Annotated in this window: 18 protein-coding genes and 3 pseudogenes; 15 read left to right on the top strand and 6 right to left on the bottom strand. The window is 41.3% G+C overall.

The annotated features are described in order from the left end of the window. Positions 1–67 precede the first annotated feature (67 nt). From LDO37_RS25810 to LDO37_RS25785, 6 genes are all read left to right on the top strand, one after another. The gene (locus LDO37_RS25810; protein ID WP_011080399.1) at positions 68–349 is read left to right on the top strand and encodes a type II toxin-antitoxin system Phd/YefM family antitoxin; all 282 of its coding nucleotides are present in this window, start codon (positions 68–70) and stop codon (positions 347–349) included. Beyond that, on the top strand, positions 346–633 hold the full coding sequence (locus tag LDO37_RS25805; RefSeq protein WP_104403463.1) for a type II toxin-antitoxin system RelE/ParE family toxin: 288 nt from the start codon (positions 346–348) through the stop codon (positions 631–633). Before LDO37_RS25810 ends, LDO37_RS25805 begins: the two co-directional genes overlap by 4 nt. A 1017-nt stretch (positions 634–1650) precedes the next feature. Further along, positions 1651–2103 carry a GNAT family N-acetyltransferase gene (locus LDO37_RS25800; protein WP_126609048.1) on the top strand — a complete coding sequence of 151 codons (453 nt, stop codon included), beginning with the start codon at positions 1651–1653 and terminating at the stop codon, positions 2101–2103. Between the two features lie 158 nt (positions 2104–2261). Then, a complete protein-coding gene (locus LDO37_RS25795) occupies positions 2262–2645 on the top strand; it encodes a hypothetical protein (protein WP_224055505.1) in 384 nt (127 codons plus the stop codon). Between the two features lie 132 nt (positions 2646–2777). Then, a complete protein-coding gene (locus LDO37_RS25790; RefSeq protein ID WP_224055504.1) occupies positions 2778–3056 on the top strand; it encodes a GNAT family N-acetyltransferase in 279 nt (92 codons plus the stop codon). Between the two features lie 8 nt (positions 3057–3064). Continuing rightward, on the top strand, positions 3065–3241 hold the full coding sequence (locus tag LDO37_RS25785; protein WP_224055503.1) for a hypothetical protein: 177 nt from the start codon (positions 3065–3067) through the stop codon (positions 3239–3241). Positions 3242–3545: 304 nt separating this feature from the next. Here the strand turns inward: LDO37_RS25785 and LDO37_RS25780 are convergent. Next, a pseudogene (locus LDO37_RS25780) lies at positions 3546–4659 on the bottom strand (IS3 family transposase). Positions 4660–5009: 350 nt separating this feature from the next. On the opposite strand from LDO37_RS25780, the gene LDO37_RS25775 reads away from it, so the two are divergent. Beyond that, positions 5010–5345: a hypothetical protein gene (locus LDO37_RS25775; protein WP_126607678.1), complete on the top strand. Its 336-nt coding sequence runs from the start codon at positions 5010–5012 to the stop codon at positions 5343–5345. Positions 5346–6096: 751 nt separating this feature from the next. Here LDO37_RS25775 and LDO37_RS25770 read toward each other — a convergent pair. The 3 genes from LDO37_RS25770 to LDO37_RS25760 all read right to left on the bottom strand — a co-directional run bounded on the left by LDO37_RS25770 (position 6097) and on the right by LDO37_RS25760 (position 7376). After that, entirely contained in the window at positions 6097–6504 is a 408-nt protein-coding gene (locus LDO37_RS25770) for a hypothetical protein (protein WP_126608259.1), read from the bottom strand. A 105-nt stretch (positions 6505–6609) separates the two neighbouring features. Beyond that, on the bottom strand, positions 6610–7107 hold the full coding sequence (locus LDO37_RS25765; protein ID WP_017053840.1) for a GNAT family N-acetyltransferase: 498 nt from the start codon (positions 7105–7107) through the stop codon (positions 6610–6612). Beyond that, entirely contained in the window at positions 7104–7376 is a 273-nt protein-coding gene (locus LDO37_RS25760; protein WP_126608258.1) for a type II toxin-antitoxin system TacA family antitoxin, read from the bottom strand. Before LDO37_RS25760 ends, LDO37_RS25765 begins: the two co-directional genes overlap by 4 nt. Positions 7377–8912: 1536 nt before the next feature. Between LDO37_RS25760 and LDO37_RS25750 the strand changes: the two genes are divergently transcribed. The 3 genes from LDO37_RS25750 to LDO37_RS25740 all read left to right on the top strand — a co-directional run bounded on the left by LDO37_RS25750 (position 8913) and on the right by LDO37_RS25740 (position 11678). Further along, the gene (locus LDO37_RS25750; RefSeq protein WP_126607806.1) at positions 8913–9257 is read left to right on the top strand and encodes a hypothetical protein; all 345 of its coding nucleotides are present in this window, start codon (positions 8913–8915) and stop codon (positions 9255–9257) included. 1594 nt (positions 9258–10851) lie between these two features. Then, positions 10852–11331 (top strand): type VI secretion system amidase effector protein Tae4, encoded by a 480-nt coding sequence (locus LDO37_RS25745; RefSeq protein ID WP_126608615.1) that lies wholly within the window; start codon positions 10852–10854, stop codon positions 11329–11331. Next, positions 11313–11678 (top strand): hypothetical protein, encoded by a 366-nt coding sequence (locus LDO37_RS25740; protein ID WP_126608616.1) that lies wholly within the window; start codon positions 11313–11315, stop codon positions 11676–11678. Before LDO37_RS25745 ends, LDO37_RS25740 begins: the two co-directional genes overlap by 19 nt. Before the next feature lie 254 nt (positions 11679–11932). Here LDO37_RS25740 and LDO37_RS25735 read toward each other — a convergent pair. Continuing rightward, a pseudogene (locus tag LDO37_RS25735) lies at positions 11933–13046 on the bottom strand (IS3 family transposase). 472 nt (positions 13047–13518) lie between these two features. Between LDO37_RS25735 and LDO37_RS30380 the strand changes: the two are divergent. Then, positions 13519–13677 (top strand): annotated as a pseudogene (locus LDO37_RS30380) (DUF4365 domain-containing protein); the annotation flags it as partial. Between the two features lie 39 nt (positions 13678–13716). Beyond that, complete coding sequence (locus LDO37_RS25725) at positions 13717–14226, top strand: hypothetical protein (protein ID WP_224055954.1); 510 nt, start codon at positions 13717–13719, stop codon at positions 14224–14226. 826 nt (positions 14227–15052) lie between these two features. On the opposite strand, the gene LDO37_RS25715 is transcribed toward LDO37_RS25725, so the two are convergent. Continuing rightward, entirely contained in the window at positions 15053–15292 is a 240-nt protein-coding gene (locus LDO37_RS25715) for a hypothetical protein (protein WP_126606411.1), read from the bottom strand. Positions 15293–15650: 358 nt separating this feature from the next. Between LDO37_RS25715 and LDO37_RS25710 the strand changes: the two genes are divergently transcribed. The 3 genes from LDO37_RS25710 to LDO37_RS25690 all read left to right on the top strand — a co-directional run bounded on the left by LDO37_RS25710 (position 15651) and on the right by LDO37_RS25690 (position 17824). Next, positions 15651–16406, top strand: a complete 756-nt coding sequence (locus tag LDO37_RS25710; RefSeq protein WP_126606409.1) for a DUF5677 domain-containing protein — start codon at positions 15651–15653, stop codon at positions 16404–16406. A gap of 134 nt (positions 16407–16540) precedes the next feature. Further along, positions 16541–17056: a hypothetical protein gene (locus tag LDO37_RS25700; protein ID WP_126606408.1), complete on the top strand. Its 516-nt coding sequence runs from the start codon at positions 16541–16543 to the stop codon at positions 17054–17056. A gap of 132 nt (positions 17057–17188) precedes the next feature. Then, a complete protein-coding gene (locus tag LDO37_RS25690) occupies positions 17189–17824 on the top strand; it encodes a hypothetical protein (RefSeq protein WP_126606407.1) in 636 nt (211 codons plus the stop codon). The last annotated feature ends 1309 nt before the right edge of the window (positions 17825–19133 follow it).

The raw sequence follows: 19133 nt of genomic DNA, 5'->3' as shown, positions 1-19133 counted from the left end.
GCCTATTGCTCAAAATGACTAGTTAAACTATTATTTGTACATTAAATTGTACCATTGGGAGTTCAACATGAGCCGTATCCATTTCGACCAAGATATTCAGCCTTTGTCTGAATTTCGAGCTGGCGTAACGTCATTTATCAAGCAGATCAACGAAACTCGCAGACCACTAGTAATAACACAGCGTGGTAAAGGTGTAGCTGTTGTTCTTGATGTCGCAGAATATGAAGCAATGCAAGAGAAGATCGAGTTACTTGAAGAAATGCGTACTGCTGAAGCACAACTAGCTTCGGGCTTAGGTGTTTCTAATGAGGACGCTCGTGCTCAAGTGTTAGGACGTATTAAGAAATGAAAGTAGTCTGGTCACCACTAGCATTGCAAAAGTTAGGTGATGCAGCTGAATTTATTTCGTTGGACAATCCAGTAGCAGCAGAAGATTGGGTTAATGAGGTTTTCGATAAAACGGAGCTTCTCTCAAGTATGCCGGAAATGGGTCGTATGGTGCCGGAATTACCTCATACCAACTTTCGTGAAATTATTTTTGGGCACTATCGCATCATATATAGCCTTAGCCATGAAATTCGCATTCTAACGGTGCGAAATTGTCGTCAAATGCTGACGGAAAGTGACGTATAGCAATTGTGTTATAACAAACGCTTCAAGCCGACCGCCAACGCGTGGCATTTTTTACTTGCAGTAGTAATTGTGTTTAAGGCGCAATGCGGTAGCCATTGTATTAAGTTGGCAGCGGCTTAAGCGGGCGTTATAGCGCTTTGATAATTAAAGGGTTGTAAGGCTCTCGAAAATTGCTGGCTTCAGTGTTTTTGAGTTTGATTCCTTAGCCTGAGTCAAGGTGGCAAATCCTCGCAATCCAAGTTGCTGTAAGCTTTCAAAATCAATTCGGTTCGTTGAATTTTGAAGCTTTGCTCTTGGTTCGTATTTCTAAATTTTCGATTGGATCGGTGTTTTAGGTTTTGTGGTCTGGTTGCAGAGGATTTTGTTGGCTAAGATGCCGTTCATTGAATGCAAGCTAAGTGCTTCATTACCAAATTAAGTTTGTTTGCTTGTATCGCTACAACAAACAGTTCAAGCAGACCAAAAACGCGTGGCATTTTTAGTTTGCGGTGGGTTTGGTGATTAAGGTAGCTTGCGGAAGCAGCATTTGTACGTTTTTGGCTACTTAACTGGGCGTTATAGCGCTTTGAAAATTCAAGGATTGTCAGGTTCTCGAAAGTTGCTGGCTTCAGTGTTTTTGAGTTCGATTTCTCAACCAGTATCAAGGTGGAAAAGTCGTCGCAATCCAAGTTGCTGCAAGCTCTCAAATCGAATTAGGTTTGCTGAATTTTGAAGCTTTGCTCTCGGCTCGTTCCCCTAAATTTATGACTGAATCGGTGTTTTTGATTTCGTGGTCTGGTTGCAGAAGATTTTGTTGGCTAAGATGCTGTTCATTGAATGCAAGCTAAGTGCTTCATTGCCAAGTTAAGTCTGTTTGCTTGTATCGCTACAACAAACAGTTCAAGCAGACCAAAAACGCGTGGCATTTTTAGCTTGCAGTGAGTTTTGTGTTTAGGGTAGTTTGTAGAAACAGTATTTGTACGTTTTTGGCTACTTAACTGGGCGTTAGCGCACAAGGCTCATATCAAAGGACGGATAGTGAAACTAGACAGAATTACAAAGCACAATATACACGATGTTCTTCGTTTAAAATTAAAGGAGGAGCAAATCGGTTTTGTTTCTTCAAATGCATTTTCAATTGCCGAGTCATCAGTTAATCCTGATTATCAGACAAGAGCAGCAACGGTTGATGGTAAGGTTGTAGGATTTGCAATGTATACCGAGTGGGTAAATGCATTGTGGATGAAGGAGCAAAAGCCTGAGGAATACTACATTCCAAGGGTCATGGTGGACAAATCATACCAAGGAAATGGTTATGGGCGACAGTTAATGGTTTTACTGCTGAATGAAATAGAGAAGAATCAACCTAAAGCAATCCACATAGTTTATTGTCCAGATAACACGGTTGCAAAGGAGCTTTATATAAGTCTTGGCTTCGTAGAGTATGGTAAAGACAGTTGTGGTGATACTTTGGCGAGGTTAACTTTCTAGTCTTTGGCAAAGTGCGCTAACAAACAATTCAAACAGACCAAAAACGTGTGGCACTTTTAGTTTGCGTTGAGTTTAGTGTTTAAGGTGGCATGCAGAAGCGGTATTTGTACGTTTTTGGCAGTTTAATTGGGCGTTAAACGCCTCGAGAGGAATCTACAGTGGTTATAGTTCCATTTCTAGAAATAGACGGTATCAGTTTGGATACCTCTAGTCGTGCTGTAAGGGAAATTAAGGGACAACCCAACTCCATTAAGACTAATTCACTTGGATTAACTGAATTTGATTTTGGTTCATACGTTTATCGTTTTGATAAAGAGGATAGATTACATGAGGTTACTCTGATTACGCCGTCGATAAAACTTGCAGGAGTTTCTGTGACCTTCGAGCAATTGGGGAAATATGTAAAACAAACCGATAATAATTTATTTGATAAATATGGGTTTATTGTTAGCCCAAAGTTGGGGATTGCGTTTGATCCTGAGCATAGCCCTTTCCTGACTGTTCTTACAAAGTTAGGGCTACAAGGTTGGAAAGACGTTTAACAAATTGTTCAAGCAGACAGCTAACAGTCGGCGATTTTGGTTTGAATTAGGTTTAGTGATTACGGTGGCTTTGCTTGAATGTAGCGGTAGTTATCTGCTACTTAACAAGGTGTTATGTGCTAGGAGGGATATTTGGATAAAATCTTTATTTCACAATTAGTTGATAGTGATCGAAGCTCTGTGTTTGACTTGCTTCAAAACGAGCAAACTATGAGGTTTTTGGGACCTAGAAGACCTTTGACTAATGCAGAAGCCGAGATTTGGTTTGCTAACGAGCAACAGGCAGAAACTAGGTTTGCTTTCAGGTCTATTGAAACTAACGAAATTGTTGGTTTTTGCGGAGTTACTCAACTTGATGGCGAGTTAGACTTTGGGTATTTCATTCGTCAGAAGTTTTGGGGCAAGGGTTAGCGTCTCTAATGTGTAAGTCCGCAATATTCAAACTGGCTCAATCCATTGATTTAATCCAAGTTAAAGTCTTTATTGCTTCAGATAATGTGGGTAGCCAAAAAGTGGCGCATAAACTCGGCTGGCAAATAAAGTGCACCGCTGAGAACGAATTTGAGTCAGGGCACTTGTATCAAATACGCACATAACAAACAATTCAAACAGACCAAAAACGTGTGGCACTTTTAGTTTGCGTTGAGTTTGGTGTTTATGGTGGTATGCAAAAACGGTATTTTTACGTTTTTGGCAGTTTAATTGGGCGTTATAGCGCTTTGATAATTTAGGGGTTGTAAGGCTGTCGAAAATTGCTGCTTCAGTGTTTTTAAGTTCGATTCCTCAATCTGAATCAAGGTGTTAAACCCTCGCAAGCCAAGCCGTTGTGGGTTTCAAAACCATTCAGCTTCATCAGATTTTGAAGTTTGGCTTCCGGCTCGTTTTGTAAACATCCCTTTTTTAGTGACACCCTAAATTAGAGTCTTCCGGCAATTTCAACTTAGCAAGATATTCCCAAGGGGTCAGGTCACCCAGCGAGCTGTGGGGACGTTCATCGTTGTATTCTCGAACCCAGTTTTCTGTTAGCTCACGTACCTCTTTTAACGTTCTGAACACATACATGTTGAGTATTTCATCTCGATAGGTCCGGTTGAACCTTTCAACAAACGAGTTTTGTGTGGGCTTGCCTGGCTGTATGAATTCGAGTTGTATGTCATGTTGTTCCGCCCATTCAGCTAAAGCCGTTGAGATAAACTCTGGACCGTTATCCATACGTAACTGACTCGGATAACCTCGCCAGGCGACGATGCGTTCCAACACGCGAACAACTCTTTGAGCGGGAAGATTCAAGTCAATTTCAATGGTACCAGCACTTCACGGTTAAAGTCATCGATAACATTGAACGTCCTGAAGCGTCTACCACACATCAGTGAATCGCTCATGAAATCCATTGACCAACATTGATTGAACGTTTCTGGCACACAGAGAGGGGCAGGCTCTCTTGTTGGTAGCCGCTTCTTTCCACGACGGCGCTTATTCAACTTCAGTTCGCAGTAGAGTCGATGCACTCGTTTGTGGTTCCAGCGATACCCCCATCGCTTAAGCACTTTGAATAACATGCCAAAACCATATGCAGGATAACGTTCAACGGCTTCTTGCAAGGCGGCAATCACAGGGGCATCTCGGTGCTTATCTGGTCGATACCGATAGACCGAGTCACTGATGCCGACTAAACGACAAGCCCTACGCAGACTCACACAGTGACAATTATTGACGTAATCCACCCACTCTCGCCGAATCGTGGGCTTTACAGCTTTTTTTCGACGATATCCTTAAGGATTTTATGGTCGAGGCTCAGTTCAGCAAACATTTGCTTCAGGCGTCGGTTTTCATCCTCAAGCTCCTTCAGTCGCTTCACGTCTGAGGCTTCCATGCCGCCGTACTTGGACTTCCAGTTGTAGTAAGTGGCATCTGATATGCCATACTCTCGGCAGACCTCTTTGACCAACCTGCCAGCCTCAACTTCTTTCAGAATCTTGACGATTTGCGTTTCTGTATAGCGTGATTTTTTCATCAGTGTTCTCCATTTGGTTTAGTTTAAACCGAAGAACTCTAATTCTAAATGTCCCTAGTTTAGGGGATGATTACAGTTTCCCTAAATTCTCGACTGAATCGGAGTTTTGGGCTTTGTGGTCTGGTTGCAGAAGGTTTTGTTGGTTAAGATGCTGTTCATTGAATGCAAGCTAAGTGCTTCATTGCCAAGCGAGTTTTTTGTTTGTATCGCTCTAACAAACAGTTCAAGCAGACCAAAAACGCGTGGCATTTTTAGTTTGCGGTGAGTTTTGTGTTTAGGGTAGTTTGCAGAAACAGCATTTGTACGTTTTTGGCTACTTAACTGGGCGTTATATTACTTGAGAGGAAGCAATGCATTTAAAGAAATTATCATTATTGTTCATAGCAATATTACCAGGAATAGTGTTTGCTGCAGATGATACTATTTCGATCAATCGAATATTTTTTCAGCAAGATGGTGCTATGGCTATTGAAGCTACAACCAATATAATTACAAATGCCAGTAGTGCCCGTGACTGTGCAGACGGGGCTAGTTGGGCTAAGCGCTGGGCTGGCTTTGGACCTAATGCTTCAGATAGGCTAGTCTCAGCTCTTTTATCAGCTCATGCACAAAATAAATCTGTAACAATAAGGACTGATGGCTGTTATGGCTCTTGGCACAAAATTACATCGGTGTATGTAAATTAATATAACAAGGCATTCAAACGGACTTTTAACAGTTGGCTGTTTTCACTTCGTTCAACATTATAGCCAACAATTAAAAGCCGCTTACAAATCCAGTCAGATTTACTGAGTTTTGAAGCTTTGCTCTAGGCTCGTTTTCCTAAATTCTCGACTGATTCGGTATTTTGGGTTTTGTGGACTGGTTGCAGTAAGTTTTGTTGGCTAAGATGCAATTCATTGAATGCAAGCTAAGTGCTTCATTGCCAAGTTAAGTCTTTTTGCTTGTATCGCTACAACAAACAGTTCAAGCAGACCAAAAACGCGTGGCATTTTTAGCTTACGGTGAGTTTTGTGTTTAAGGTAGTTTGCAGAAGCAGAATTTGTGCGTTTTTGGCTGCTTAACTGGGCGTTATAGCGCTTTGATAATTCAAGGGTTGTAAGGTTATCGAAAATAGCTGGCTTCCGTGTTTTTGAGTTAGCTTTCTCAACCAGCATCAAGGTGGGAAATGCTCTGCAAACCAAGTTGCTGCAAGCTCTCAAATTCAGTTCGGTTCGCTGAATTTTGAAGCTTTGCTCTCGGTTCGTTTCCCTAAATTCTCGACTGAATCGGTGTTTTGGGTTTTGTGGTCTGGTTACAGTAAGTTTTGTTGGCTAAGATGTTGATCATTGAATACAAGCCAAGTGCTTCATTGCCAAGCGAGTTTTTTGTTTGTATCACTCTAACAAAAGCTTCAAACCGACAAACAACGCGTGGCATTTTTAGTTTGCGGTAAATTTAGTGTTTAAGGCGTGATGCAGCGGCTTGTTTTGTACGTTGTCTGCGGTTTAAGCTGGCGTTATAGCGCTTTGATAATTTAAGGGTTGTAAGGTTCTCGAAAATTGCTGGCTTCCGTGTTTTTGAGTTCGCTTTCTCAACCAGTATCAAGGTGGAAAAATCGTCGCAAACCAAGTTGCTGTGGGGTTCCATGCCAATTGGGAACGCCGGATTCTGACACTTGGCTTTGGTTTGTTCTTTTAAATTCTTCGACTGGATCTGTGTTTTGGGTATTGTGGTCTGGTTGCAGAAACTCACTTTGGTTAAGATGTCGTTCATTGAATGCAAGCTAAGTGCTTCATTGCCAAGCAAGTTTTTTGTTTGTATCGCTCTAACAAAAGCTTCAAACCGACAAACAACGCGTGGCATTTTTAGCTTGCGGTGAATTTAGTGTTTAAGGCGTCATGCAGCGGCTTGTTTTGTGCGTTGTTTGCGGTTTAAGCTGGCGTTAGTTTGCCAAAGGCTAGCGGTTAACTAGCCTAAGCTTGCTCTCACATCTGCAATGGTGATGAAGAGTTTGTTTTCAGCGTCTTGAAATGCTTGAAAACCATAGCGTTCATAGAAATGTTTTGCTCCGTCTTTGGCATCAACGATAACAACTGGAAATGCAACGCTATCACTAGCGGCTAATAGCTTTCTGAGTGCGTCGATAAGCAGCCACTCACCAAAGCCTTTCCCTTTGTATCGGTCATCGACAGCAAGACGGGCAATCAGACCACCGGAGGTGGATGATTGGTGCTTTTTTTGTAACTTATCAGGCAATGCCTTTAAGTCAATTGGTGTCATTGTTAGTGTGTAAAAGCCAATGACATGTGAGTTGTCGCTATCATCTTCCAAAACAAACGTTCTGGTGTTGTCCTTCTTTGCTTGCTGACTCGCCATTACTTTTAAGTAATTATTGAGAGCTTCGATGCCACAGTTGAATCGGTTTCTATCGTGTTTAGCTTTATCTAGAAGTACCGTATTCATCATTGAGTTTTGCTCTCGTATCGATCAGCAGCAGCTTTTAGTTTTGAGTTCTGTGTCGCAGGACGGTCTAAAGCTTCCATAAGCAACATCGCATCAGTTTGGCTCAGTTTTAAAGCCTGTTCACGTTCGATGACTTGTTTAGCTTTTTCGATTGCAGCGCTTAGAACAAACGAGTTGATGCTAGACATGCCGGCGATCGCGGCAGCCTTAGTAAGTAAGTCTTGTGTATCGACATCAACTCTAGCGGTGATGCGAGGCAAAGTAGTAGCCATAATTTTATCTCCTGTTGTGTCAAAATGTCACATGTGTATTATGGTCTTAAAGTGTGCAATAAGCAATTCCTGTGTCACTTTGGCACGCAAACTAACAAACAATTTAAGAGTGATTCGGCACGCTTGGCATTTTTACTATGCGTTAATTTTAGTGATTAAGGTGGTATGCGGTGGCATCGGTATTATGTGCCTCACACCTTAATTGGGCGTTATATCGCTTTGAGAGTTTAAGGGTTGTAAGGCTCTCGAAAATTGCTGGCTTCAGTGTTTTTGAGTTTGATTCCTCAACCTGCATCAAGGTGGAAAAGTCTTCGCAATCCTAGTTGCTGCAAGCTTTCAGAATCAATTCGGTTCGCTGAATCTTGAAGCTTTGCTCTCGGTTCGTTTCCCTAAATTCTCGACTGAATCGGTGTTTTGGGCTTTGTGGTCTGGTTGCAGTAAGTTTTGTTGGCTAAGATACAGTTCATTGAATGCAAGCTAAGTGCTTCATTGCCAAGCGAGCTTTTTGTTTGTATCGCTCTAACAAACAGTTCAAGCAGACCAAAAACGCGTGGCATTTTTAGTTTGCGGTGGGTTTGGTGATTAAGGTAGCTTGCAGAAACGGCATTTGTGCGTTTTGGCTACTTAACTGGGCGTTATAGCGCTTTGATAATTCAAGGTTTGTAAGGAATTCGAAAGTTGCTGGCTTCAGTGTTTTTGAGTTCGATTCCTCAGCCAACATCAAGGTGGGAAATTCAGATCAAACCAAGTTGCTGCAAGCTTTCAAAACCAATTCGGTTCGCTGAATTTTGATGCTTTGTTCTCGGCTCATTTCCCTAAATTCTCGACTGAATCTGCGCTTTAGGTTTTGTGGTCTGGCTGCAGAGGATTTTGTTGGCTAAGATGCAGTTCATTGAATGCAAGCTAAGTGCTTCATTACCAAGTAAAGTCTGTTTGCTTGTATCGCTACAACAAACAGTTCAAGCAGACCAAAAACGCGTGGCATTTTTAGCTTGCGTTGAGTTTTGTGTTTAAGGTAGTTTGCAGAAGCAGCATTTGTGCGTTTTTGGCTACTTAACTGGGCGTTATAGCGCTTTGATAATTCAAGGGTTGTAAGGATTTCGAAAGCTGCTGGCTTTCGTGTTCTTGAGCTCGATTCCTTAACCTAAGTCAAGGTGGGAAATCCTCACAAGCCAAGCCGTTGTAGGCTTCAAAACTATTCAGCTTCATCAGATTTTTAAGTTTGGTTTCCGGCTAGCTTTCCTAAATTCTCGACTGATTCAGTGTTTTGGGTTTTGTGGTCTGGTTGCAGAAGATTTTGTTGGCTAAGATGCAGTTCATTGAATGCAAGTTAAGTGCGTAATTGCCAAGTAAGTTTGTTATTCATTGCGCTACAACAAACAGTTCAAGCAGACCAAAAACGCGTGGCATTTTTAGTTTGCGTTGGATTTTGTGTTTAGGGTAGTTTGCAGAAGCAGCATTTGTGCGTTTTTGGCTACTTAACTGGGCGTTATATTATTTTGCAATTTTAACAATACAGAGAAGGTATATGAGTATATGAAATATACATTAGCAGTATTAACACTAAGTATCAGCGGTATGCTTAATGCAGCCGAAATTACAGCTGACTTGCCGTCTGGCGCTATGGGTGCTGTTAGAATGCATACAAACGATCACAGTAATCACGGAGCCAGAGATATGGCACTAGTCAAAATTTCGGGCTTACAAGGTGGATGTGACCGTGGAGTATTTCTTGACGCTTCTGCTGACAAGGCAACATTATCTTTAATTCTATCGGCTTATGTATCCAAGTCAGCAGTTCAAATTGGTTATGAACCGACCTTAAAGTCACCATGGGGTGATTCCAGATATTGTGCCATAACATACTTCGATATTAAGTAATATAACAAAAGCTTCAAACCGACAGCCAACGCGTGGCATTTTTATTTTGCAGTGATTTTAGTGTTTAAGGCGTAATGCAGCAGCTTGAATTGTGCGTTGTCTGCGGTTTAAGCTGGCGTTATGAAGCATCTAGAAAAATCCAGCAAAATTAGGGGTTAAGACTCTTCGCTCGTATTTGCTGTCTTTGTTGTTTTGAAATGATTTTAGCCTGAAAGTCCGTTTTGTTTCTTTGGTGAAATGCCGCTTTGGGGGCATCGAAAGGCAATTCGGCTGTTTGGCTGATTATGCCAAGTAATTTTCTCTAGCAGCCATTTGCTGCACCGTGGTTTTCGTGGGGCGGCAGGGCATCGAAAAGCTTATTACTTGGCGGGTGTTTTAAGTTAACTCGTGGTGAGTTTATCGAGTAGCTGCCAACATTTTGTGAATTGGCTCTGTGTCTTAGGTCTCTGTATTTGCTGAAAATCTGTGGTTACCGTAAAGTCCGTTCATAACAAACAATTCAAACAGACCAAAAACGTGTGGCACTTTTAGTTTGCGTTGAGTTTTGTGTTTAAGGTGGTATGCGGAAACGGCTTTGAACGTTTTTGGCAGTTTAATTGGGCGTTATAGCGCTTTGATGATTTAAAGGTTGTAAGGTTCTCGAAAATTGCTGGCTTCAGTGTTTTTGAGTTTGGTTCCTCAACCAGTATCAAGGTGGAAAAGTCGTCGTAAACCAAGTCCGCTGTAAGCTTTCAAATCCAGTCAAATTTACTGAGTTTTGAAGCTTTGCTCTCGGCTCGTTCCCCTAAATTCTCGACTGAATCGGTGTTTTGGGTTTCGTGGTTTGGCTGCAGAAGATTTTGTTGGTTAAGATGCCTTTCATTGAATGCAAGTTAAGTGCTTCATTGCCAAGTAAAGTCTGTTTGTTTGTATCGCTACAACAAACAGTTCAAGCAGACCAAAAACGCGTGGCATTTTTAGTTTGCGGTGAGTTTTGTGTTTAGGGTAGCTTGCAGAAACCGCATTTGTGCGTTTTTGGCTACTTAACTTGGCGTTATAGCGCTTTGATAATTAAAGGGTTGTAAGGCTCTCGAAAATTGCTGGCTTCAGTGTTTTGGAGTTTGATTCCTCTACTAGCATCAAGGTGGTAAATCCTCGCAATCCAAGTTGCTTTAAGCTTTCAAAATCAATTCGGTTCGTTGAATTTTGAAGCTTTGCTCTCGGCTCGTTTCCCTAAATTCTCGACTGAATCTGCGTTTTAGGTTTTGTGGTCTGGTTGCAGAGGGTTTTGTTGGCTAAGATGCTGTTCATTGAATGCAAGCTAAGTGCTTCATTGCCAAGTTAAGTCTGTTTGCTTGTATCGCTACAACAAACAGTTCAAGCAGACCAAAAACGCATGGCATTTTTAGTTTGCGTTGGGTTTAGTGGTTAGGGTAGTTTGCAGAAACAGCATTTGTGCGTTTTTGGCTACTTAACTGGGCGTTATAACTCTTTTGTCAGTTTCATTGTTACGCCTCTAAGTTTGAAGGTCTTCTAAATAAGCTAACTTGTTATTATTATCTTAGCGGCTTTTGTGAGACCTTATTGCACAAGTAAACGATAGGGAAGTATTTCAATGGCTGCACGTCCGAGCTTATTAAAAATGAAAGTTGCTTTTGCCAAAGTAAATAGAGATGTATCCGAAGTGGGTACTACTATCGGCGGTAAAGTAAATCACAACATCAATGTTCTAACTCCAGAGCAGGGGCGATTTGAAAATGCCTGTGCAATCCGTATGTCGTATGCACTTAACTATGCAGGTTTCAAAGTGCCTTACATCAAAAATAAAACCGTATCTGGTGGTCAGGGCAATTGGTATATCTATAGGGTGAAAGATCTAATTAATTTCTTGTATCAAAAGTTTGGTGAACCAGAGGTTGTGGTTAAAAATCCTAACGCCAATAAATTGGCAGGCTACAAAGGTATCTTGGTTGTTGATGTGGATACTTGGCTAGACGCATCCGGACATGCAAGCATTTGGACGGGTTCAAGATGTACGGATAATTGTTACTTTCCTGAAGCAAAAAAGGCTTACTTATGGAAATTAGAAGATTAGTAAGTGCTATCTGTATTGCTCTTTATGGCTTCGGGGTGGTTGCCAGCCCACTCAGTACTCTAAGTGAAGAACGTTTGTTTAAAAATTTTGCTCTTTCTTCTTGTATTGCAACCTTCTATAGGGGTTCTGATGTTGCTGAAGATGCGGTAACGGCAATGCAAGGTTATAGAGAGTTTTCTGAGTTGCCTTTGGAGGTGTTCTTTGAGGTTAGCGATCTGTTGGAAAAACACGATATTGTTGGTTATAAGTCAAAAAGTGGTGGCGTAATAGAATTGGCTTATTGTATAGATTTTTCTAACTCTGACGATATTAATAAGTTGTACTCTAAGGCGAAATCAGAGTTATAACAAACGCTTCAAGCCGACTGCCAACGCGTGGCATTTTCGGTTTGCAGTGGTAATTGTGTTTAAGGTGCAATGCGGTAGCCGTTGTAGTGCGTTGGCAGCGGCTTAAGCGGACGTTATAGCGCTTTGATAATTTAAAGGTTGTAAGGTTCTCGAAAATTGCTGGCTTCAGTGTTTTTTGAGTTTGATTCCTCAACCAAATCCAAGGTGGAGAATTCTCAGAAAACCAAGCCGTTGCAAGTGTAAACATCCCTTTTTTAGTGACACCCTAAATTAGAGTCTTCCGGCAATTTCAACTTAGCAAGATATTCCCAAGGGGTCAGGTCACCCAGCGAGCTGTGGGGACGTTCATCGTTGTATTCTCGAACCCAGTTTTCTGTTAGCTCACGTACCTCTTTTAACGTTCTGAACACATACATGTTGAGTATTTCATCTCGATAGGTCCGGTTGAACCTTTCAACAAACGAGTTTTGTGTGGGCTTGCCTGGCTGTATGAATTCGAGTTGTATGTCATGTTGTTCCGCCCATTCAGCTAAAGCCGTTGAGATAAACTCTGGACCGTTATCCATACGTAACTGACTCGGATAACCTCGCCAGGCGACGATGCGTTCCAACACGCGAACAACTCTTTGAGCGGGAAGATTCAAGTCAATTTCAATGGTACCAGCACTTCACGGTTAAAGTCATCGATAACATTGAACGTCCTGAAGCGTCTACCACACATCAGTGAATCGCTCATGAAATCCATTGACCAACATTGATTGAACGTTTCTGGCACACAGAGAGGGGCAGGCTCTCTTGTTGGTAGCCGCTTCTTTCCACGACGGCGCTTATTCAACTTCAGTTCGCAGTAGAGTCGATGCACTCGTTTGTGGTTCCAGCGATACCCCCATCGCTTAAGCACTTTGAATAACATGCCAAAACCATATGCAGGATAACGTTCAACGGCTTCTTGCAAGGCGGCAATCACAGGGGTATCTCGGTGCTTATCTGGTCGATACCGATAGACCGAGTCACTGATGCCGACTAAACGACAAGCCCTACGCAGACTCACACAGTGACAATTATTGACGTAATCCACCCACTCTCGCCGAATCGTGGGCTTTACAGCTTTTTTTCGACGATATCCTTAAGGATTTTATGGTCGAGGCTCAGTTCAGCAAACATTTGCTTCAGGCGTCGGTTTTCATCCTCAAGCTCCTTCAGTCGCTTCACGTCTGAGGCTTCCATGCCGCCGTACTTGGACTTCCAGTTGTAGTAAGTGGCATCTGATATGCCATACTCTCGGCAGACCTCTTTGACCAACCTGCCAGCCTCAACTTCTTTCAGAATCTTGACGATTTGCGTTTCTGTATAGCGTGATTTTTTCATCAGTGTTCTCCATTTGGTTTAGTTTAAACCGAAGAACTCTAATTCTAAATGTCCCTAGTTTAGGGGATGATTACACAAGCTTTCAAAGCTAATTAAGTTCACTAAATTTTGAAGCTTGGCTATCGGTTCGCTTTCCTAAATTCTCGACAGAGTTGGTGCTTTAAGTTCTGTGGACTGGTTGCAGAAGATTTTGTTAGTTAAGATGCTGTTCATTGTATGCAAGCTAAGTGCTTCATTGCCAAGCGAGTCTGTTTGCTTGTATCGCTACAACAAACAGTTCAAGCAGACCAAAAACGCGTGGCACTTTTAGTTTGCGTTGGGTTTAGTGTTTACGGTAGTTTGCAGAAGCAGCATTTGTACGTTTTTGGCTACTTAACTGGGCGTTATAAAAAATCATTCGAGTAGGGTGTATGAAAGCAAATGTAGAGCGGTTGGGAGTAAGTAGATTAGAGTTCTATTTTTCTCAAAATGGGTGGTTGTTTCGAGAGCAAGTGATCTTAGTATTATACACCCTGAACAAGATAAGCTTTACTGGCAAAGTATTAGTGAAGAGACCGTTATAAATACTGGAAAAAACTGGAAAGTTAAGGTTCCGAAATCTAACGAGTTAACCGAAAAGAGCTTCTATCACTTGAGCAGGCTCACCCAGCCCGAGCCCTATGTCAAAAGAATGAATAAGCTTAAGCTTGATGTTCCTTGGATGCAAAAGCTATCAGATGGTGAAGATGTATTTTTGCATTTTGCAGATTGGGTAAATAAGTCGTTGCCTCGTTACAAAATGACTATTTCAAGTGCTTCTGGCTCAGTTACATTTCCCATGACTTATATGCCAGGCATGACTCTCGAAAAAGCACTGGAATACTTTATTCCTTGGGCTGACTTTGAAATGGATATTGATGCTCACAAGATGGAAAGTGAGTCTCAATGGTCTGCTGAATGCTATATGGGCAAGGACTCAGAAACGGGGGAGTACTACTTCGGAGAATCATTTGAAGAATGGTATGTAGAACCAGACACTGACGAAATTATTCCAACTCACTTCGATGGCGAGTGTGAGTATTATTCACTGAAGCTTAGCCTCAACGAATTAGGGGAGTCATTTTTAGCTCTGCATGAGTTTTTAACAACGACATCAGAAATTGAAAAAAGAGTTTTTACTGAAAATGACCTTCAGTGGTGATTTTTTATAACAAACAATTTAAGAGTGATTCAGCACGCTTGGCATTTTTGGTTTGAGTTAAGTTCAGTGTTTACGATGGTCAAATTAAGTGTCGTGGTCGCGTGCTTCACACCTTAATTGGGCGTTATAGCGCTTTGAAAATTCAAGGGTTGTAAGGTTTTTGAAAGTTGCTGGCTTCGGTGCCTTTGAACTCGTTTTCTCAACCAAATCCAAGGTGGAAAATTCTCAGCAAACCAAGTTACTGTAAGTTTTTAAAACCAATTGAATTCGCTGAATTTGAAGCTTTGCTCTCGGTTCGTTTCTCTAAATTCTCGACTGAATCGGTGCTTTGGGTATTGTGGTCTAGTTGCAGAAGATTTTGTTGGTTAAGATGCCTATCGTTGAATGCAAGCTAAGTGCTTCACTGCCAAGTGAGTTTTTTGTTTGTATCGCTCTAACAAAAGCTTCAAACCGACAAACAACGCGTGACATTTTTGGTTTGCGGTGAATTTAGTGTTTAAGGCGTAATGCAGCGGCTTGTTTTGTGCGTTGTCTGCGGTTTAAGCTGGCGTTATAGCGCTTTGAAAATTCAAGGGTTGTCAGGTTCTCGAAAGTTGCTGGCTTCAGTGTTTTTTAGTTCGATTTTTCAACCAGCATCAAGGTGGTTAATTCCTCGCAAGCCAAGTCGTTGTTGGTCCGAAAATCTATTAGGTTTGCTAAATCTTGAAGCTTGGTTTTCGGTTTGCTCTTCTAAATTCTCGACTGCATTGGCATTTTGGGTTTCGTGGTCTGGTTGCAGGAAGCTTTGTTGGTTAAGATGCAGTTCATCGAATGCAAGCTAAGTGCTTCATTGCCAAGTCAGTTTGTTTGCTTGTATCGCTACAACAAACAGTTCAAGCAGACCAAAAACGCGTGGCATTTTTAGCTTGCAGTGAGTTTTGTGTTTAAGGTAGTTTGCAGAAACGGTATTTGTGCGTTTTTGGCTACTTAACTGGGCGTTATAGCGCTTTGATAATTCAAGGTTTGTAAGGAGTTCGAAAGTTGCTGGCTCCAATGTTTTTGAGTTCGATTCCTTAACCTGAATCAAGATGGTAAATCCACGCAAGCCAAGCCGTTGTAAGCTTCAAAACCATTCAGCTTCATCAGATTTAGAAGTTTGGCTTCCGGCTAGTTTTCCTAAATTTTCGACTGGATCGGTGTTTTAGGTTCTGTGGTCTGGTTGCAGAAAGTTTTGTTGGTTAAGATGCAGTTCATTGAATGCAAGCTAAGTGCTTCATTGCCAAGTGAGTCTGTTTGCTTGTATCGCTACAACAAACAGTTCAAGCAGACCAAAAACGCGTGGCACTTTTAGTTTGCGTTGAATTTAGTGTTTACGGTAGTTTGCAGAAGCAGCATTTGTACGTTTTTGGCTACTTAACTGGGCGTTATGTTTTCGGAGGATAAAATTGAATAATCAACTAAGCAAAGAATACGTTATTGCTCGTCAAGAGCTTGAAAATACGTTGAAAATTACACAGGAATTTTCGATTAAAAATTCAAGTAAATTAGCCGTTCACAGTGTGGATTGGGTATTATCAGCTCTTTTTGTCCGTATGTGTACAACCGCTAGAACAATACTGTTATCGAGCCCTAGATCAAAATGTACCTCAGAAGTCTGGGACTATGCATCTCATGGTACATTGCTACGCAATGTAATTGACGCTTTAAACTCATTTATGTATTTGGCACAATTAGGAATATCTGAGAACGAGAAAAATTGTCGATTTTTGTTATTTTCTCTCCACGACGCTGTTACAAGAAAAAAGATTTTTGAGTTTCGAGGCTCCCTTGAGGAAGCAAAATTATGCTCAGAACGTGAAGATGAAGTTAAACAGGATTTAAAAGCAAACTCATTCTTTATGGATCTACCCGAAAAAAAGCAGAAACACTATTTGAAAGGTACAGATCCGTTTTTGCTTTCCAAAGAGGAAATTATTGAAGCGTATGGAGGAGCAAGAGAAGACTTTCTGGGGCTCTATAAGTTCCTTTCAGCAAACGCACATAGTTTTCCTATGGGGTACTTTAAAATGTCTGAAAACGACTTTGGTAAAGGTCTTCATAGTCAGATAGAGGAAGAGTATACAACTATGATTCTACAACTAACATCTTCTCACCTGAATGTAGCTAAACAAGTATATGCAAACTATCAAGAACAAACATAACAAACTGTTCAAGAGTGATTCGCAACGCGTGGCATTTTTACTATGCGTTGGTTTTAGTGTTTAAGGTGGTATGCGGCGGCTTTTGTATTGCGTTGCTCACACCTTAACAGGGCGTTAGGCATCTCGGAGGGAAAATGTACGATATTAAAAGTTTAGCCAAGAAAGAGGCGGAGCTAAAAGCTAGCTTTCATAAACATTTTGTTTCCTTCTTTGAGCGTTTTGATTACTCCGATATCTCGGACAAAAAAGTGAAAGTTGTCGATGTGGTTAGTCACGAAGATATCTCAGAACTTATCTATGGTAGGGGACTATACGTAATTTTTACTGATTATCAATCAGATAAAAACCCATGCTCACTAAGTGTTGATGGATTGAAAGCTATTTACCGAGGTCATGGTGTGAGAGTTAAAAAGCGAGTAGAAAGCCACCTATTTAATAGTAAATATAACGAGAACAAAGATGGCACAAACTATACCGTTTGTATGAAATTGAATGGTCAGAATGGAATCGACCTAAACGAACAACCATTTCGGAACTATCGTTGGAAAGTTATCACTCACAGTATGTCAGGAAGCAGTAAGACTATACGAGAACAGGCTGAACAAGGCTTTGACTCAGTTTATAGCAGACCTTTGGGATCCAATGCCTAACAAACTGTTTAAGAGTAATTCGCAACGCGTGGCACTTTTACTATGCGTTGGTTTTAGTGTTTAAGGTGGTATGCGAGAGCTTCGGTATTGCGTTGCTCACACCTTAACAGGGCGTTATGGCACAAGGAGGTATTGGCGATTATTAAGTTGATTATTAAATATGGGTTTGTGTTTTTCTTGGCTGGGGTTGCACTAATCGGAGTGTTAACCCATGTTTCCTTATGGGTTGAAAACCGCGAGCAACTTTCAAGTATTTTAAGTGATTTAGGTAATTTTGGTGCTTTTTTATCTGGTTTAGGTACTTTAGTAGCTGCTGCCGCAGCAGCCGTGGGCGTTGATAACTGGATAAAACAAATGAAGTATGGGAAATATTTGACCATTATTTGGGATGCTCATGTTGCAGTACGTGAAGTGAGGTCTCTCAAAATTTCATGGTCAATCTTTGCCTCGATGCGGAATAAAGAGCGTAGTGAAGAGAGTCATGTAAATTTGGTTGAAGCATTCGCTAAGCTAGAAAGTTGTTGCGAACAATTGGATGGTATTGTCGTAAGAAATCAATCTGAATGGGGGAATTATTGTTCGCAATGGAAGTTAAATTGGCTAAGAATCGAGTCTTACTACAATCAAAATCCATGCCCGTCACGAGACAACCCTCAAGCTGTAGCAGATGAACACTTAGCTTTGCTTAAACTCAATGAAACCTTTGATAAAGGGTATGAAACTATAGTTAAAAAGCTCGATGATTTGGAGCAAATTTACTCTAAATAATTGTGCTATAACAAACAATTCAACAGTGATTCGCAACGCTTGGCGCTCTCACTTCGAGTTGAGTTTAGTGTTTACGGCGTAGTGTTCAAGTTCAGTGTATGCGCTGCTCACACGTTAATTGGGCGTTATAGCGCTTTGGTAATTTAAAGGTTGTAAGGTTCTCGAAAATTGCTGGCTTCAGTGTTTTTGAGTTCGATTCCTTAGCCTGAGTCAAGGTGGTAAATCCTCGCAAGCCAAGTCTTTGTAGGGCCTTCAAGCTTATTAGGGGCATTGCACTTTGAAGCTTCGTTTTCGGTTTGTTCTTCTAAATTCTCGACTGAATCGGTGTTTTGAGTTTTGTGGTCTGGTTACAGAAGGTCTTATTGGATAAGATGCCTTTCATTGAATGCAAGCTAAGTGCTTCATTGCCAAGCGAGTTTTTTGTTTGTATCGCTCTAACAAACAATGCAAACAGACCAAAAACGTGTGGCACTTTTAGTTTACGGTGAGTTTTGTGTTTACGGTGGTTTGCAGAAGCGTTATTTGTACGTTTTTGGCAGTTTAATTGGGCGTTATAGCGCTTTGATAATTCAAGGGTTGTCAGGTTCTCGAAAGTTGCTAGCTTCAGGACTTTTGAGTTCGATTCCTTAACCTGAATCAAGGCGGTAAATTCTCGCAAGCCAAGCCAGTGTTGGTTTCAAAATCACTCATCTTCATCAGATTTTGAAGTTTGGTTTCCGGCTAGCTTTCCTAAATTCTCGACTGAATCGGTGTTTTGGGTTTTGTGGTCTGGTTGCAGTGGATTTTGTTGGCTATGATGCAGGTCATTAAATGCAAGTTAAGTGCTTCATTGCCAAGCGAATCTGTTTGCTTGTATCGCTACAACAAACAGTTCAAGCAGACCAAAAACGCGTGGCATTTTTAGTTTGCGTTGGGTTTAGTGGTTAGGGTAGTTTGCAGAAGCCGCATTTGTACGTTTTTGGCTACTTAACTGGGCGTTATAGCGCTTTGATAATTCAAGGGTTGTCAGGTTCTTGAATGTTGCTGGCTTCAGTATTTCTGAATTTGATTCCTCAACCAGTATCAAGGTGGAAAAGTCGTCGCAATCCAAGTTGCTGAAAGTTTTAAAACCAATTGAATTCACTGAATTTTGAAGCTTTGCTCTAGTCTCGTTTCCTAAATTCTCGACTGAATCGGTGTTTTGGGCTTTGTGGTCTGGTTGCAGAGGGTTTTGTTGGCTAAGATGCTGCTCATTGAATGCAAGCTAAGTGCTTCATTGCCAAGTAAAGTCTGTTTGCTTGTATCGCTACAACAAACAGTTCAAGCAGAC

The sequence above is a fragment of the Vibrio penaeicida genome, assembly GCF_019977755.1.
Taxonomy (GTDB): Bacteria; Pseudomonadota; Gammaproteobacteria; order Enterobacterales; family Vibrionaceae; genus Vibrio; species Vibrio penaeicida.
The sequence above is the reverse complement of the archived record's forward strand: the minus strand, read 5'-3'. Positions and strand labels throughout refer to the sequence as shown.